A 15,527-nucleotide genomic window follows, 5' to 3' on the forward strand; every position below is an offset into this window, starting at 1 on the left:
CACCTGCGCAAGTCCCGATGGCGTGCGCGCCCGAGAAGCAGAGGTAGAAACCAACGATGGCGACGTACGCAATCGTCAAAACCGGCGGCAAGCAGTACAAGGTTGCCGTTGGTGACGTGCTCAAGGTTGAGAAGCTCGAGTCCGAGCCGGGATCGTCGGTCTCGCTGCCGGTCGCGCTGGTCGTGGACGGCGCCACCGTCACCACCGACGCCGCCAAGCTGGCGAAGGTCGCGGTCACCGGAGAGGTCTTGGAGCACACCAAGGGTCCGAAGATCCGCATCCACAAGTTCAAGAACAAGACCGGCTACCACAAGCGGCAGGGTCACCGTCAGCAGCTGACCGTGCTCAAGGTCACCGGAATCAAGTAGTAGGAGGCAACCAACATGGCACACAAGAAGGGCGCTTCCAGCTCACGTAACGGGCGCGACTCAAACGCCCAGCGGCTCGGCGTCAAGCGATTCGGCGGCCAGGTCGTCAAGGCCGGCGAGATTCTGGTCCGCCAGCGCGGAACCCACTTCCACCCCGGCGTGAACGTCGGGCGCGGCGGCGACGACACCCTGTTCGCCACGGCCCCCGGTGCGGTCGAATTCGGTGTGAAGCGCGGCCGCAAACTGGTCAACATCGTGCCTGTCGCCCGCGACTAGTCGCTGGCGTAACTGGGCGCCGTTTGGCGCCGGATAGGTAGTAACGCCATGTCCCGGTTCGTCGACCGCGTTGTCATCCATGTGCGCGCCGGCGACGGGGGCAACGGCTGCGCCTCAATTCACCGGGAGAAGTTCAAACCGCTCGGTGGTCCCGACGGTGGCAACGGCGGCCGCGGCGGCAGCGTCGTGCTGGTCGTCGATCCCCAGGTGCACACTCTGCTGGACTTCCACTTCCGGCCGCACATCACTGCGCCGTCCGGTAAGCAGGGCCAAGGCAGCAACAAAGACGGGGCCACCGGCGCAGACCTGCACATCAAGGTCCCCGACGGCACCGTCGTGCTTGACGAGAACGGGCGGCTGCTGGCCGACCTGGTCGGCGTGGGTGCTCGATTCGAGGCGGCAGTCGGCGGACGAGGCGGGCTGGGCAACGCGGCGTTGGTGTCGCGCGCCCGCAAAGCGCCCGGCTTCGCATTGCTGGGGGAGAAGGGCGAGTCCCGCGACCTCACGCTGGAACTCAAGACCGTCGCCGACGTCGGGCTCATCGGTTTTCCGTCCGCGGGCAAATCCGCACTGGTGTCGGTGATCTCGGCGGCCAAGCCGAAGATCGCCGACTATCCCTTCACCACGTTGGCGCCCAACCTGGGCGTGGTCTCGGCGGGCGAGAACACCTTCACCGCCGCCGATGTGCCTGGCCTCATCCCCGGTGCCTCGTCCGGGCGCGGGCTGGGCTTGGACTTTCTGCGGCACATCGAACGCTGCGCGGTGCTGGTACACGTCGTGGACTGCGCGACCGCCGAGCCGGGCCGCGACCCGCTCTCGGACATCGAAGCGATCGAAGCCGAACTGGCCGCCTATACCCCGACCATGCAAGGGGATTCAACGCTGGGTGACCTGGTCGACCGGCCGCGCGCGGTGGTGCTCAACAAGATCGACGTGCCCGAGGCCCTGGAGATGGCGGAGTTCGTCCGCGACGACATCGTGGCCCAGCGCGGCTGGCCGGTGTTCATGGTCTCGACGGTGAGCCGGGCCGGCTTGCGGCCGTTGACCTTTGCGCTGGCCGAGATGGTGTCGGCGTATCGCGCCGCGCAACCCGAACCGGTGGCGCGTCGCCCGGTGATCCGGCCTGTTCGGGCGGGGGAGACCGGGTTCACCGTGGAATCCGACGGCTACGGTGGCTTCCTGGTGCGCGGTAGTCAGCCCGAGCGCTGGGTGCACCAGACCAACTTCGACAACGACGAGGCGGTCGGCTACCTGGGTGACCGGCTGGCGCGGCTCGGTGTCGAAGATGAGCTGCTGCGGCAGGGCGCGAAACCGGGCTGCGCGGTGACCATCGGGGAGATGACCTTCGACTGGGAGCCGACCACTCCGGCCGGGGTGGACGTGACGTTGTCTGGCCGGGGCACCGACAGCAGACTGGAGCGCACCGACCGAGTCGGTGCCGCCGAGCGAAAGGTCGCCCGCAAGCAGCGCCGTGAGCACTCGGAGGACGCGTGAGCGCCACCGGTGGTGCGCGCGAAGCGATTCGGACCGCGCGCAGTGTCGTGGTCAAGATCGGCACGACCGCGCTGACCACCGAGTCCGGCATGTTCGACGCGGCCCGCCTGGCCGGGCTCGCCGAGGCGATCGAGGGCCGGATGAGGGCCGGCTCGGACGTGACGATCGTGTCCTCGGGAGCTATCGCCGCCGGCCTGGAGCCGCTCGGCCTGACCAAGCGGCCCACTGACCTGGCCACCAAACAGGCCGCTGCCAGTGTGGGCCAGGTTGCGCTGGTCAATGCGTGGAGTGCCGCCTTCGGCCGGTTCGGCCGCACCGTCGGGCAGGTGTTGCTGACCGCCCAGGACGTGTCGATGCGGGTGTCACACACCAACGCCGCCCGCACCCTGGACCGGCTGCGCTCCTTGCATGCCGTGGCGATCGTCAACGAGAACGACACGGTGGCCACCAGCGAGATCCGATTCGGCGACAATGACCGTCTCTCGGCGCTGGTGGCGCATCTGGTGGGCGCCGACGCGCTGGTGCTGCTCTCCGACATCGACGGCCTCTATGACTCCGATCCCCGCAAGGGCCCGGCCCGGCTGGTGCCCGAGGTCGCGGGGCCCGATGATCTGGCCGACGTGGTGGCCAGCGAGGGCAGTCACCTGGGCACCGGCGGCATGGTGTCGAAGTTGTCGTCGGCACTGTTGGCGGCCGACGCGGGAGTGCCGGTGCTGCTGGCCGCGGCCGGCGAAGCCGCGGCCGCCCTGTCGGACGCCTCGGTGGGCACCGTCTTCGCGCCCCGGCCGCAACGGTTGTCGGCACGCAAGTTCTGGGTGCGCCACGCCGCCGACGCGGCCGGCGTACTGACGCTGGATGCCGGGGCCGTCGAGGCGGTGGTGGCCCGCCGACGCTCCCTGCTGCCGGCTGGTATCACCGCGGTGTCGGGCAGGTTCTACGGCGGTGACGTGGTGGAACTGTGCGGCCCGGACGGCACGGTGGTGGCGCGCGGCGTGGTCGGCTACGACGCGGCGGAGCTGGACGCGATGATCGGCCATTCCACCGCCGAGTTGGCGCCGGATGCGCGGCGGCCGGTGGTGCACGCCGACGACCTGGTCGCGGTGTAGCCCCTTCCTTCCGGCGAGTGTGCGTGTTTGCCCCGCGACACGCCGGTTGGGCGCGTACAACTACGCACGTTCGGATGTCGACGCCAGGGATGGGGGTGCAGAGATGACCACGGTGTTCACCATCGACGGGGCGGGCTGGAGCGGATTCCTGCGGTTCATGTGCCGCGGTGCGGTCACCAAGGGCAAGACCATCAGACGCGTCAACTACCCCAACACCTACGTCGACGGCCTGCGCTATGTCCCGGCGGTGGCCGCGGTGCAACGCGGCGCCCAGACTCTCGATGACATGTTGACCGCCCACTTCAACGCCACACCCGACGCCGACGACGTCCTGGTCTACGGGGTGAGCATGGGGGCGCAGGTCGCCTGCAAGTGGCTACGCGAGAAGGGGCCGACCTCCCGCATCCCGGCCGAGCGTGTGTCGTTTCTGCTGCTGGCCAACCCCGAGCAGCCATTTCACGGTATCTATCGGGCGGACCCGAAGCTGGTCACGTTCATGAAGCTGCCTGACTACGGTGGCGTCGGCGTGCCGGCGAGCACTCGGTTCACGGTGACAGACGTGTGCCGCCAATACGACGGGATGGCCGATTTCCCCAACCTGTCCGCCGCGCAGGTCGACCCGCTGGCCCGCAGAAACGCGCTGCTGGGCCTGGTGCTGGTGCACAACAACTACTTTCGGCTCGACCTCGACAGCGCCGAGAATCTCCGCGTCAGCCGCGGCAACATCACCTATGTCATGTCGCCGACTCGAGTGCCGCCGGCCGCCCGCCTGTCCGCGCTGTCGCCCGACCGGTTGGCACGACAGCGTCGCAGGATCGAGGGCTCCTACGATCGCTCGGCCTGGACCGGCATGCACCGGTAGGTGGCCGCCCGCATCCCGGAGTATCTAGCGGGCAGCTTCATTCACGGGATCTGTGCCATGACTTTCTGACTCCGCGGATCCCGGCTCGGGCACTCCGAAGTGTCGGCCGGTGGCCTCCTTGCCGATAGCGGTCAACACGATGACGGCGAGCAGTGTCGGAACCAGCGTGACGACCAGGGCGTAGGAGTAGCCGTGGGCCGCCGCCAGGTGCTCCTGGATCGGCAGATTGAACGCCGCGAAGAGATTGCCCAGCTGATAGGTCACGCCCGGATAGAAGCCGCGGATCGCGTCCGGCGACATCTCGGTCAGGTGGGCCGGAATCACACCCCAAGCACCCTGCACGCAGATCTGGATCAGAAATGAGCCGAGGCACAGCATGCCCGCGGTCTGCGACAACGCAAACAGCGGCACGATCGGCAAACCCATCACCGCGGCCCAGATGATCGCGTAGCGCCGGCCCAACCGCTGTGACAGCGAGCCGAAGAACAGCCCGCCGATGATCCCGCCGATGTTGTAGATCACCGCGATCCACTTGGCTGTGACGTGGGACAGACCCGCCCCCTCGGGCGAGGTCAGAAATGTCGGATAGATGTCGTGGGTGCCGTGGCTCATCCAGTTGAACGCCGTCATCAGCAACACCAGATAGCAGAACCGGCGAATCACCTTGGCGTCGGTGAAGACGTCTCGAATCCTGGTGCGGGTCAGCCGCATCCGGTCCTGGGTGGCCTGCCATACCTCGGACTCCGTCACCCGGTAGCGGATCAGCAGGCTGACCATGGCCGGCAGGATGGACAGCCCGAACAGCCAGCGCCAGGACAGCCCCATCACGTCGTTCACCAGCAGCGAGGCCACGGTGGCGGCCAGGTAACCGAACAGGTAGCCCTCCTGCAGCAGCCCGGAGAAGAAACCGCGGCGCTCGGGCGGAATCTTCTCCATGGCCAGCGCCGCGCCCAATCCCCATTCGCCGCCCATCCCGATCCCGTAGAGCAGACGCAGGATCACCAGCACGGTGAAGCTGGGGGCGAACGCACACAGGAACCCGACCGTGGAGTAGAAGATCACGTTCACCATCAGTGGGATTCGCCGGCCGACCCGGTCGGCCCACAGGCCGAAGATCAGCGCCCCGAGCGGGCGCATCGCCAGGGTGGCGGTGGTCAGAAACGCCACCTCGGTCTTGGTGTGGCCGAAGGTTTTGGCGATGTCGGCGTAGACGAACACCACGATGAAGTAGTCGAAGGCATCCATCGACCAGCCCAAGACGGCGGCCAGGAAGGAGTTGCGCTGGTCGGGGGTGAGCCGCTGCTTTGTCACCCGAGCATCGTGCCGGATTTCGGTGCGATTGTGTGTCTCTAACGACGGATTACCGCGACGGAGTTTTGCAGGCCAGCTCCGAGGCCAGTAACGCCAGCGTCGGCGAACAACCGCCGTCGAATGTGACGTCGGCCAACTCGTCTCCGCGGGTGGGACCGCGGTTGACGATCGCGATCGGGATCCCGCGTGCGGCGGCGTGGCGAACAAACCGGTAGCCGGAGAACACCGTCAGCGACGATCCCGCCACCAGCAGTGCCTCTGCATCGTCGACCATCGAATAGGCCTGGGCAACACGCTCTTTGGGGACGCTTTCACCGAAGTAGACGATGTCGGGCTTGAGTATCCCGCCGCAGTGCCGGCAGTCGACAAAGCGGAATGACGCGGTGTCGGTGACGACGGCATCCGCATCGGGCGCCACGGCGATGCCGCCGAGCGTGCCCGCTCGCTCGCTGAAATCCGGGTTGAGCTGCGTCAACTGCTCGTCCAGCGACGCTCTGCTCATTGACTGCCCGCAGGTGAGGCAGATCACTTTCGCGTAGCTGCCGTGCAGATCCACCACGCGCCGGCTGCCTGCTTTGGTGTGCAGCAGATCCACGTTTTGAGTGATCACCCCGCTCACCACGCCGGCTTCCTCCAGCGCGGCCACCGCCAGGTGTCCGGTGTTGGGTGCGGTGTCGGCCATGTGACGCCAGCCGATGTGGTTGCGAGCCCAGTACCGCTGACGAAACACCGGGTCGCCGGCGAACTGGGCGATGGTCATCGGGTTGCTCGGCGGGGAGTCCGGGCCGCGATAGTCCGGAATGCCTGAATCGGTGGAGATGCCGGCACCGGTGAGTACCACGACCCGCCGCTCCGCCAGCAGTGTCAGCAGGTCGCAGACCGTCGGCTCGGTGCTGCCCATCCGGCTAGCGTAGGCACTCCGCGGCGGTGGACTGCTCGGCAGCCATGTTGCGGCACATCATCTCCAGTGCGGCGGCACCCAGTTCGGCGTCGATGTGGGCGACGGCGTCGACCGGTATCACCACCGGAAGGTGACGCACATAGGCGTCCAGGGCGGTGTAGAGGATGCACTGCTCGGTGACCTGGCCGGTCAGAATCACCCGCCGGGTGCCGAGCCGGCCGAGCAGGTACTCCAGCGGGGAGGCGTAAAACGCGCTGTGACGCACCTTGGTCATCAGTTGGTCACCGGCCACCGGGACGATCGGCCGAACCAGCTCGGGTCTGGCACCGTCCAGCGCTGCCGCGGTGATCTGGGCGAATCCAGCGGTGAAGTCGCCGTAGTTGTCGTTGACGTAGATCAGGTCGACGTCATCGGCGGCCCGGCTGCGTTCCAGCAGGTCGGCCAGTGGTTCGACGATCTGCGCGACGTTGTCTGCCAATAGTTCTGCGTCGTCGTGCCGGTAGGCATTGAGCATGTCCACGACGACTACCGCGGTATCGGTCATGACCCTGGTGATACCCGAAAGCTGCGCGTTGACACCGTCCGCGCGACAATGGGCGCAATGAAGCACTCTGGGGACTTCTACAACGCCTACCGGCATGGGTTCGTGCGGGTGGCCGCCTGCACGCACCGCACCACGCTCGCCGACCCGGCCGCCAACGCCGAGTCGGTGCTCCGGGTGGCGCGCGAATGCCACGACGACGGAGTCGCGCTGGCCGTCTTTCCCGAACTGACCCTCTCGGGATACTCCATCGAGGACATCGTGCAGCAGGACAGCCTGCTCAGTGCCGTGGAGGCGGCCCTGCTCGACGTGGTCGCGGCGTCGGCCGGGCTTCTGCCGGTTCTCGTGGTGGGTGCGCCACTGCGCTATGCCCATCGCGTCTACAACACCGCGGTCGTCATCCACCGCGGGCGCATCCTCGGGGTCGCACCGAAGTCCTACCTGCCCACCTATCGGGAGTTCTACGAAGGCCGCCAACTGGCCTCCGGCGCCGGCGAACGCGGACTCATCCGGCTGGGCGGCGTAGAGATCCCGTTCGGACCGGATCTGCTGTTCGAGGCGACCGATCTCCCCGGATTCGTGCTGCACGCCGAGGTGTGCGAGGACATGTTCGTGCCGGTGCCCCCCAGCGCCCAGGCCGCGCTGGCCGGCGCGACGGTGCTGGCCAACCTGTCCGGCAGTCCGATCACCGTCGGCCGGGCCGACGACCGCTGCCTGTTGGCCCGCTCGGCCTCGGCGCGCTGCCTGGCCGCCTATGTCTATGCCGCCGCGGGGGAGGGGGAGTCGACCACCGACCTCGCCTGGGACGGCCAGACCATGATCTGGGAGAACGGCAGGCTGCTCGACGAAAGCGAACGCTTTCCCAACGGCCCGCGTCGATCGGTCGCCGATGTCGACCTCGGTCTGCTGCGCTCGGAGCGGCTGCGAATGGGCACATTCGACGACAACCGTCGCCACCACCGGGATGCGGTCCAGGCGTTCCGGCGGGTGGAGTTCGTTCTGGATCCGCCGGCCGGAGACATCGGACTGCGGCGGGTGGTCGAACGATTCCCGTTCGTGCCGTCGAATCCGCAGCGACTGCAACAGGACTGCTACGAGGCCTACAACATCCAGGTTTCCGGTCTGGAGCAGCGGCTGCGCGCGCTGAACCGTCCCAAGGTCGTCATCGGGGTCTCCGGCGGGCTGGATTCGACCCATGCGCTGATCGTCGCCGCTCGGGCGATGGACCGGGAAAAGCGGCCGCGCAGCGATATTCTCGCGTTCACCATGCCCGGCTTTGCCACCGGCGAGCGCACCAAGGCCAATGCAGCTGCGCTCAGCAAAGCGCTGGGGGTGACATTCGCCGAAATCGACATCCGCGAGACCGCGAAACTGATGCTGTCCGAGCTCGGGCACCCGTTCGCCCGCGGTGAAGCGGTCTACGACGTCACCTTCGAGAACGTCCAAGCAGGTCTGCGCACCGACTATCTGTTCCGGATCGCCAACCAGAACGGTGGCATCGTGTTGGGCACCGGCGACCTGTCCGAGCTGGCGCTGGGCTGGTCCACCTACGGGGTGGGCGATCAGATGTCGCACTACAACGTCAACGGTGGCGTGCCCAAAACGCTCATCCAGCACCTGATCCGGTGGGTGATCAACTCCGGGGAGTTCGACACCGACGTGTGCGCGGTGCTGGCCTCAGTGCTCAACACCGAGATCAGCCCGGAACTGGTGCCGGCCACCGACGGCGAAGAGCTGCAGCGCAGCGAGGACAAGGTGGGCCCGTACTCGCTGCAGGACTTCGCGCTGTTCCAGGCGCTGCGCTACGGATTCACCCCCGCCAAGACCGCCTTCTTGGCCTGGCATGCCTGGCATGACGTCAACTCGGGATCCTGGCCACCCGGATATCCGGCCGACAAACGGCAGGCCTATTCGCTGGCCGATATTCGGCACTGGCTGAAAGTCTTTGCCCAGCGGTTCTATTCGTTCAGCCAATTCAAGCGCTCGGCGTTGCCCAACGGTCCGAAGGTGTCCCACGGCGGCTCGTTGTCCCCGCGTGGAGAATGGCGAGCTCCCTCGGACATGTCGGCGCGGGTCTGGCTCGACGAGATCGAACGGGAGATTCCGCAGGAGTAGGGAGGTGCGCACCAGCTGGGACTGATCGTCTGGCAGGGTGTGAGCCGTGCCCACCGTCTTGATCGAGGTCCGCCGCCGCTACGAGCCGTCCGAAGAGGTTGCGATCATCGACGCCGTCCACGGCGCGCTCGTGACGGCCTTCCAGATCCCGGCCGCCGATAAGAACGTGCGGCTGGTGGTGCACGAGCCGCACCGGTTTGCGGTTCCGGCGCAGCTCACCCAGCCCGAGTACCTCACCCTGGTCTCCATTGACTGCTTCTCGGGCCGGTCGCTCGAGGCCAAGCGGCGGCTTTATGCCGGGATCGTCGAAAACCTTGCTGCGCTGGGTATTCCCCGTGACCATGTGATGGTCACCCTGCACGAAGTGGATCGGGAAAACTGGGGTATCCGGGGCGGGCAGGCCGCATCAGACGTCGATCTGGGTTTCAACGTCCGGGTCTGAACGCATCACTGATCGCCTCGGCGCTCGGGGCGCAGTCCCCAGCGCCGCGCACCAGCGTGGCCAATGCCCCTGCCACACAGGCGCGTTGCAGTGCATGTTCGACGCCGCCGGCCCATTCGGCCGCCAGCACACCGGCGAACACATCGCCCGCGCCCGTGCTGTCGACGGCCCGCACCACCGGCGCCGGCACCGCATACGTTCCGGCTGTCCCGAGGTAGCGGGCACCGCGTGGGCCGAGGGTGACCACGCGGTGCGGCACCTCGTGGTGCAGCCGCGCGGACTCGGACTCGTTGACCACCGCGACGTCTGTCAGGCCGATCAGCCCCGCCAGGTCGGCAGCGGGCGGCGACACGTTGAGGATCACCGTCGTTCCGTTCGCGTGGGCCAGCTCGGCCGCCAGGGTGGCCACCGAGACCGGAATCTCCAACTGCATCAGCAGTACGTCGCAGTCGGCGATCAGGTCGCGTTGCCCGGAATCGAGTGTGAGGGCGCCGTTGGCGCCGGGGTCGACCACGATGGTGTTCTCCCCGGACGGGTCCACCGTGATCAGCGCCGATCCGCTGGGTCCGGGTAGCGTCACCAGGCCGTCGGTGCCGACACCGTTGTCCTGCAGGTGCCGTCGCAGCAGGGTCGCGCCGTCGTCGTCACCGACAGCGCCCACGAACTGCACCTGTGCTCCCGCCCGTGCCGCGGCCACCGCCTGGTTGGCGCCCTTCCCGCCGGGATGGGTGCTTCGTGCCGTGGCCATCACGGTCTCGCCCGGGACCGGAAGCGCGGCGACGGCGAAAACAGTGTCGACGTTCGCGCTGCCCACCACGCACACCCGCGTCGCCATGTGCTTCAGCTTCGCATTTGCGACCGGGCAGTGTCGTGGATCCCCTAGTGTGCGAATCCGTCCGACAACCGGGGAAGGAGCCGCCGCGTGGACCCGGCACCGCCGACAGTGACCACGGCGAGCGACGACCGCCTCTACCGGCGAGAAGGCGGACCTCGCGGCGTTTCTGCCCACCTCGAACGCGTCCGGATCAGCGGAGCGGACCCAGCTCAGCACGGCGCCACGCTGGGCCAAGGTGCGCTGCTGGGCATCACGACCCTGACCCGCCAAGCAAGCCAGTTCGACGCGTACGCACTGGAGGAGGTGACCGCGGTCGTCATCGACCGCGAGCACATCGAGGACCTGGTGATGACCAAGCCGCTGTTGCTGCAGGAACTGGGCCGCATCATCGATCAGCGGCCGCACCCGGTGACTTCCTAGCGCCGGTCGCCGGAGCGGCAATCGCCGGTCGCAGCGGGCCGCCGCGCGGGAACACAGTGGGGCCGTTTTACCTGATCGTGCGTTCATCGATACCCTGGCACGATGAGCGTCCCCGTGCTTCCCGACCTGCGCCAAGAGGTCCACGACGCGGCCCGCCGCGCCAGGGTCGCCTCGCGTTCCCTCACGGCGTTGTCCACCGCGGCCAAGAACAGTGCGCTGAACACCGCAGCTGATGCGCTGCTGGCCCATGCCGACGACATCCTCGCCGCCAACGACCGTGACGTCACCGCCGCCCGCGACGCCGGCACGCCCGAGGCCATCCTCGACCGGCTGGCGCTGAACAAGTCCCGGGTGGACGGGATCGCGGCAGGACTGCGTCAGGTCGCCGGTCTGCCGGATCCGGTCGGTGAGGTGCTGCGCGGCTACACCCTGCCCAACGGACTGCTGCTGCGTCAGCAGCGCGTCCCGCTGGGCGTGGTGGGCATGGTCTACGAGGGCCGGCCCAACGTCACTGTTGACGCATTCGGGCTGGCGCTGAAGTCCGGCAACGCCGCGCTGCTGCGCGGCAGTTCGTCGGCGGCCCATTCCAACCAGGCCCTGGTCGACGTGCTGCGCGGCGCCCTCGAGTCCGAGGACCTGCCCGCCGACGCGGTGCAGCTGCTGTCCTCAGCCGACCGCGCCACCGTCACCCATCTGATCCAGGCCCGCGGACTGGTCGACGTGGTGATCCCGCGCGGCGGGGCCGGGCTGATCGAAGCCGTGGTGCGCGATGCGTTGGTGCCCACCATCGAGACCGGCGTCGGCAACTGCCACGTCTACGTCCATGAGGCCGCAGATCTCGACATCGCCGAACAGGTGCTGTTGAACTCCAAGACCCGTCGGCCCAGCGTCTGCAATGCTGCCGAGACGCTGCTGGTCGACCGTGCCATCGCAGGATCCGCGGTGCCGCGGCTGGTGGACGCGCTGACCGCCGCGGGAGTCGCGGTGCACGGCGACGCCGACGGGCCCGCTGACGAGGACCACCTGCGTCGCGAATACCTGGGGATGGACATCGCACTCTCGGTGGTCGATGGGCTCGAGGACGCGATCGACCACATCAACGAATACGGCACCGGCCACACCGAGGCCATCGTCACCACCAACATGGCGGCCGCCCAGCGATTCAGCGAGCAGGTCGACGCCGCCGCGGTCATGGTCAACGCCTCCACCGCCTTCACCGATGGGGAGCAGTTCGGCTTCGGCGCCGAGATCGGCATCTCCACCCAGAAACTGCACGCCCGGGGCCCGATGGGCCTGCCGGAGCTGACGTCCACCAAATGGATCGTGTGGGGTGACGGCCACACCCGTCCCGCCTAAGGAGCCGTATCCCGCATGGAAAATCCCGCCATCCCGGCCACCCCGGCCCGCCAAGCGCCGCTGTTCTCCGATATCGACGACGTAGCCCGCAGGCTGGCCGAGACCGGATACCTGGCCGACACCGCCACCACCACCGCGGTGTTTCTGGCCGACCGACTGGGCAAACCGCTGCTGGTGGAGGGGCCGGCCGGGGTCGGCAAGACCGAACTGGCCCGCGCGGTGGCCGCGGCCACCGGTTCCGGACTGGTGCGACTGCAGTGCTACGAGGGCGTCGACGAGGCCCGGGCGCTCTACGAGTGGAATCACGCCAAGCAGATCCTGCGTATTCAGTCCGGTAACACAGCCGGTCCGGGCGAGGACTGGGACGCCACCAAGTTGGACGTGTTCTCCGAGGAGTTCCTGCTGTCGCGTCCGCTGCTGACCGCGATCCGGCGTACCGATCCGACGGTGCTGCTGATCGACGAGACCGACAAGGCCGACATCGAGATCGAGGGTCTGCTGCTGGAGGTGCTCTCCGATTTCGCCGTCACCGTCCCGGAACTGGGCACCATCACCGCCACGCGCACCCCGTTCACGGTGTTGACCTCCAACGCCACCCGCGAACTGTCCGAAGCGCTCAAGCGCCGCTGCCTGTTCTTGCACATCGACTTCCCCGATCCGGACCTGGAACGCCAGATTCTGCTGTCGCGGGTGCCCGAGTTGCCTGAGCATCTGGCCGCCGAGTTGGTGCGCATCATCGCGGTCCTGCGTGGCATGCAGCTCAAGAAGCTGCCGTCGGTGGCCGAAACCATCGACTGGGGACGCACCATCCTGGCCCTGGGCATGGACACCATCGACGACGCCACCGTCGCCGCCACCCTGGGGGTGGTGCTCAAGCACCAATCCGATCAGGTGCGGGCATCCGGAGAGCTGCGACTGAACTGATGGTCGCCTGATGGTCCGCCGCACCCGCCCTCCGCAACCCCTTGCCCCGCACGGAATTCCGGGGCATCTAGTGGGGTTCGTGGAAGCGCTGCGCGGGCACGGAATTTCCGTCGGACCCTCCGAAACCGTCGACGCCGGGCGGGTGCTGACCGCGATCGGGCTCGACGACCGGGAGGTGCTGCGAGAAGGGCTGGCCTGCGCAGTGCTGCGCCGGCCCGACCACCGCGACACCTACGACGCCATGTTCGATCTGTGGTTCCCCGCCGCACTGGGCGGGCGCACGGTGGTGACCTCCGATGAGGCGCAGTCGGCCGACGATGTGCCCCTGCCGGAGGACGTCGAGGACATGCGGGCGATGCTGGTCGATCTGCTGACCGCCAATCCCGATCTCGCCGACACCGATCCCCGGTTGTCGGCGATGATCGCCGCGATCGTCGGAGCCTACGGCCAATACCGCTCCAGCCGGGGGCCGTCCTACTCGGCCTACCAGGCGCTCAAAGCGCTGGCGCTCGACGAGTTGGAGGGCAAGCTGCTCGCCGGGCTGCTCGCACCCTACGGGGACGAACCCAGTCCCACCCAGGAGCAGATCGCCAAGGCGATGGCAGCGCAGCGGATTGCCGCGCTGCGCAAGCTCGTCGACGCCGAGACCAAGCGGCGCACCGCCGAACAGCTGGGCCGCGACCACGTCCAGATGTACGGCATTCCGCAGCTGAGCGAGAACGTCGAATTCCTGCGGGCGTCCGGCGAACAGCTGCGCCAGATGCGCCGGGTGGTGGCGCCGCTGGCCCGCACCCTGGCGACCCGGCTGGCCGCGCGCCGACGACGTTCCCGGGCCGGCACCATCGACCTGCGCAAGACGTTGCGCAAGTCCATGTCCACCGGCGGGGTTCCGATCGATGTGGTGCTGCGCAAGCCGCGTCCCGCCCGGCCCGAACTGGTGGTGTTGTGCGATGTGTCCGGCTCGGTCGCCGGGTTCAGTCATTTCACGTTGCTTCTGGTTCACGCGCTGCGGCAACAGTTTTCGAGAGTCCGGGTGTTTGCGTTCATCGACACCACCGATGAGGTGACGCATCTGTTCGGGCCGGAGGCCGACCTGGCGGTGGCGATCCAGCGGATCACCCGCGAGTCCGGGGTCTACACCCGCGACGGCCACTCCGACTACGGCAACGCCTTCGTCTCGTTCGCGGAGAACTACCCGAGCGTGGTGACGCCGCGCACCGCACTGTTGGTGCTCGGTGACGGTCGCACCAATTACCGCAACCCGGGGGTGGAAGTGCTGTCGCACCTGGTGACCGCCAGCCGGCACGCGCATTGGCTCAACCCCGAGCCGCAGCACCTGTGGGGCAGTGGCGATTCCGCGGTCCCGCGGTACGCCGACGTGATCCCGATGCACGAATGCCGCTCGGCCAAACAACTGGCCGGAGTCATCGACGCCCTGCTGCCGGTCTAGCCCGCGTCGCGTTCGCGCGCCGCCAGCACGCCGCGACAACGCTCAGAAAGGGGTGGTACATGACCACCATCGATCCCGGCGCACCCGTATTGGTGACCGGCGGCAGCGGCTACATCGCCAGCTGGATCGTGCGCTACCTCCTCGAGGACGGTCACGTGGTGCGGGCCACGGTCCGCGACCCCGACAAGCCCCAGGGCCTGGAGCACCTGCACGCGCTTGCCGCACGGCACCCGGGGCAACTGAGCCTGCACCGGGCCGATCTGCTGGATCCGGGCAGCTTCACTGAGGCGATGCAGGGCTGCCAACTGGTCATGCACACCGCCTCACCGTTTCTGCTCGGCACCATCCGCGACGCCGACCGGCAGCTGATCCGGCCTGCGCTCGAAGGCACCCGCAACGTACTGGGCACCGTGGACCAGACTCCCTCGGTGGCCCGGGTGGTGCTGACCAGCAGCGTGGCGGCCATCTACGGCGACAACGCGGACATGGCGGGCAAGACGTGCTTCACCGAGGCGGACTGGAACACCACCAGCACACCCGAGCACCAGCCCTATCCCTATTCCAAGACGGTCGCCGAGCGAGCGGCGTGGCAGATCCAACAGGCCCAACAGCGCTGGGACCTGGTCACCATTCACCCCTCCCTGGTGCTGGGACCGTCGCTGACCACCGCCAGCGCGTCGGGAAGCATGGACACCATGCGGCACTTCATCGACATGTCGATGGCGTTGGGCGCGCCCGCGCTGCAGATGGGCTGCGTCGATGTGCGCGACGTGGCCCGGGCACACATCACCGCCGGTTACACACCCGCTGCGCATGGCCGCTACGTGGTGAACTCCGAAGTCGTCAGCATGCTCGACTTGAGCCGAATGTTGCGGCGGCACTTCGGTGCCCGGCTGTCCTTCCCGACTCGCGAGCTGCCCAAGTTCATGATCAAGCTGGTGGCGCCGGTGGCCGGACTGACGCGCCCGTTCGTCGAGCGCAACGTCGGCTGGCCGCTGTGCCTGGACAACTCGCGCACACGTACCGAGCTCGCCATCGAGTTCCGGTCGGTCGCCAACTCCGTCGTTGAGCATTTCCAGCAGATGATCGACGACGGCGTGGCGCGCCGCTAGTCACCCGCGGACGA

At 67.8% G+C, this 15,527-nt stretch carries 16 protein-coding genes; 12 read left to right on the forward strand and 4 right to left on the reverse strand.

The window, feature by feature from the left end:
- Positions 1 to 56 precede the first annotated feature (56 nt).
- The 5 genes from rplU (at position 57) to AWC18_RS18075 (ending at position 4,106) form a co-directional block, all read left to right on the forward strand.
- Positions 57 to 368, forward strand: coding sequence for a 50S ribosomal protein L21 (gene rplU, locus AWC18_RS18055; RefSeq protein ID WP_064998356.1), 312 nt, complete (start codon positions 57 to 59; stop codon positions 366 to 368).
- 15 nt (positions 369 to 383) lie between these two features.
- Positions 384 to 644, forward strand: coding sequence for a 50S ribosomal protein L27 (gene rpmA, locus AWC18_RS18060; protein WP_064998357.1), 261 nt, complete (start codon positions 384 to 386; stop codon positions 642 to 644).
- Between the two features lie 48 nt (positions 645 to 692).
- Positions 693 to 2,138 carry a GTPase ObgE gene (obgE, locus tag AWC18_RS18065; RefSeq protein ID WP_085139622.1) on the forward strand — a complete coding sequence of 482 codons (1,446 nt, stop codon included), beginning with the start codon at positions 693 to 695 and terminating at the stop codon, positions 2,136 to 2,138.
- On the forward strand, positions 2,135 to 3,244 hold the full coding sequence (gene proB / locus AWC18_RS18070; protein ID WP_085139623.1) for a glutamate 5-kinase: 1,110 nt from the start codon (positions 2,135 to 2,137) through the stop codon (positions 3,242 to 3,244). The genes obgE and proB overlap by 4 nt, the downstream gene beginning before the upstream one ends.
- 103 nt (positions 3,245 to 3,347) lie before the next feature.
- Positions 3,348 to 4,106: a PE-PPE domain-containing protein gene (locus AWC18_RS18075; RefSeq protein WP_085139624.1), complete on the forward strand. Its 759-nt coding sequence runs from the start codon at positions 3,348 to 3,350 to the stop codon at positions 4,104 to 4,106.
- 24 nt (positions 4,107 to 4,130) lie between these two features.
- On the opposite strand, the gene AWC18_RS18080 is transcribed toward AWC18_RS18075, so the two are convergent.
- Genes AWC18_RS18080 through AWC18_RS18090 form a run of 3 tightly spaced genes read right to left on the reverse strand, consistent with a single transcriptional unit; the run spans position 4,131 to position 6,862 of the window.
- Complete coding sequence (locus AWC18_RS18080; RefSeq protein WP_109470395.1) at positions 4,131 to 5,417, reverse strand: MFS transporter; 1,287 nt, start codon at positions 5,415 to 5,417, stop codon at positions 4,131 to 4,133.
- Positions 5,418 to 5,466: 49 nt separating this feature from the next.
- Entirely contained in the window at positions 5,467 to 6,318 is an 852-nt protein-coding gene (locus AWC18_RS18085) for an NAD-dependent protein deacetylase (RefSeq protein WP_085139625.1), read from the reverse strand.
- A gap of 4 nt (positions 6,319 to 6,322) precedes the next feature.
- A complete protein-coding gene (locus AWC18_RS18090; protein WP_085139626.1) occupies positions 6,323 to 6,862 on the reverse strand; it encodes a cysteine hydrolase family protein in 540 nt (179 codons plus the stop codon).
- A gap of 57 nt (positions 6,863 to 6,919) precedes the next feature.
- On the opposite strand from AWC18_RS18090, the gene AWC18_RS18095 reads away from it, so the two are divergent.
- Positions 6,920 to 8,974 (forward strand): NAD(+) synthase, encoded by a 2,055-nt coding sequence (locus tag AWC18_RS18095; protein ID WP_085139627.1) that lies wholly within the window; start codon positions 6,920 to 6,922, stop codon positions 8,972 to 8,974.
- Between the two features lie 46 nt (positions 8,975 to 9,020).
- Positions 9,021 to 9,416, forward strand: a complete 396-nt coding sequence (locus tag AWC18_RS18100) for a tautomerase family protein (RefSeq protein ID WP_085139628.1) — start codon at positions 9,021 to 9,023, stop codon at positions 9,414 to 9,416.
- Here AWC18_RS18100 and AWC18_RS18105 read toward each other — a convergent pair.
- Entirely contained in the window at positions 9,400 to 10,251 is an 852-nt protein-coding gene (locus tag AWC18_RS18105) for a ribokinase (RefSeq protein WP_085139629.1), read from the reverse strand. The genes AWC18_RS18100 and AWC18_RS18105 overlap by 17 nt on opposite strands.
- Positions 10,252 to 10,338: 87 nt before the next feature.
- Between AWC18_RS18105 and AWC18_RS22360 the strand changes: the two genes are divergently transcribed.
- From AWC18_RS22360 to AWC18_RS18130, 5 genes are all read left to right on the forward strand, one after another.
- Positions 10,339 to 10,671, forward strand: a complete 333-nt coding sequence (locus tag AWC18_RS22360; RefSeq protein ID WP_420093358.1) for a cyclic nucleotide-binding domain-containing protein — start codon at positions 10,339 to 10,341, stop codon at positions 10,669 to 10,671.
- Positions 10,672 to 10,773: 102 nt separating this feature from the next.
- A complete protein-coding gene (locus tag AWC18_RS18115; RefSeq protein WP_064998368.1) occupies positions 10,774 to 12,027 on the forward strand; it encodes a glutamate-5-semialdehyde dehydrogenase in 1,254 nt (417 codons plus the stop codon).
- Positions 12,028 to 12,042: 15 nt separating this feature from the next.
- Positions 12,043 to 12,951 carry an AAA family ATPase gene (locus AWC18_RS18120; protein ID WP_064998369.1) on the forward strand — a complete coding sequence of 303 codons (909 nt, stop codon included), beginning with the start codon at positions 12,043 to 12,045 and terminating at the stop codon, positions 12,949 to 12,951.
- A gap of 7 nt (positions 12,952 to 12,958) precedes the next feature.
- Positions 12,959 to 14,401 carry a vWA domain-containing protein gene (locus AWC18_RS18125; RefSeq protein WP_420093363.1) on the forward strand — a complete coding sequence of 481 codons (1,443 nt, stop codon included), beginning with the start codon at positions 12,959 to 12,961 and terminating at the stop codon, positions 14,399 to 14,401.
- Positions 14,402 to 14,460: 59 nt separating this feature from the next.
- Complete coding sequence (locus tag AWC18_RS18130; protein ID WP_085139630.1) at positions 14,461 to 15,513, forward strand: NAD-dependent epimerase/dehydratase family protein; 1,053 nt, start codon at positions 14,461 to 14,463, stop codon at positions 15,511 to 15,513.
- Positions 15,514 to 15,527 lie beyond the last annotated feature (14 nt).

It is taken from the genome of Mycolicibacter nonchromogenicus (assembly GCF_002101775.1).
In the GTDB taxonomy this organism is placed as follows: Bacteria; Actinomycetota; Actinomycetes; order Mycobacteriales; family Mycobacteriaceae; genus Mycobacterium; species Mycobacterium nonchromogenicum.

Bases quoted from the DNA above. Each gene is read 5' to 3' on its own strand.
- AWC18_RS18095 (WP_085139627.1), top strand. From the start codon at position 6,920: ATGAAGCACTCTGGGGACTTCTACAACGCCTACCGGCATGGGTTCGTG.
- AWC18_RS18075 (WP_085139624.1), top strand. From the start codon at position 3,348: ATGACCACGGTGTTCACCATCGACGGGGCGGGCTGGAGCGGATTCCTG.
- AWC18_RS18130 (WP_085139630.1), top strand. From the start codon at position 14,461: ATGACCACCATCGATCCCGGCGCACCCGTATTGGTGACCGGCGGCAGC.
- AWC18_RS18115 (WP_064998368.1), top strand. From the start codon at position 10,774: ATGAGCGTCCCCGTGCTTCCCGACCTGCGCCAAGAGGTCCACGACGCG.
- AWC18_RS18105 (WP_085139629.1), bottom strand. From the start codon at position 10,251: ATGGCGACGCGGGTGTGCGTGGTGGGCAGCGCGAACGTCGACACTGTT.
- rpmA (WP_064998357.1), top strand. From the start codon at position 384: ATGGCACACAAGAAGGGCGCTTCCAGCTCACGTAACGGGCGCGACTCA.
- obgE (WP_085139622.1), top strand. From the start codon at position 693: ATGTCCCGGTTCGTCGACCGCGTTGTCATCCATGTGCGCGCCGGCGAC.
- rplU (WP_064998356.1), top strand. From the start codon at position 57: ATGGCGACGTACGCAATCGTCAAAACCGGCGGCAAGCAGTACAAGGTT.
- AWC18_RS18120 (WP_064998369.1), top strand. From the start codon at position 12,043: ATGGAAAATCCCGCCATCCCGGCCACCCCGGCCCGCCAAGCGCCGCTG.
- AWC18_RS18085 (WP_085139625.1), bottom strand. From the start codon at position 6,318: ATGGGCAGCACCGAGCCGACGGTCTGCGACCTGCTGACACTGCTGGCG.
- AWC18_RS18090 (WP_085139626.1), bottom strand. From the start codon at position 6,862: ATGACCGATACCGCGGTAGTCGTCGTGGACATGCTCAATGCCTACCGG.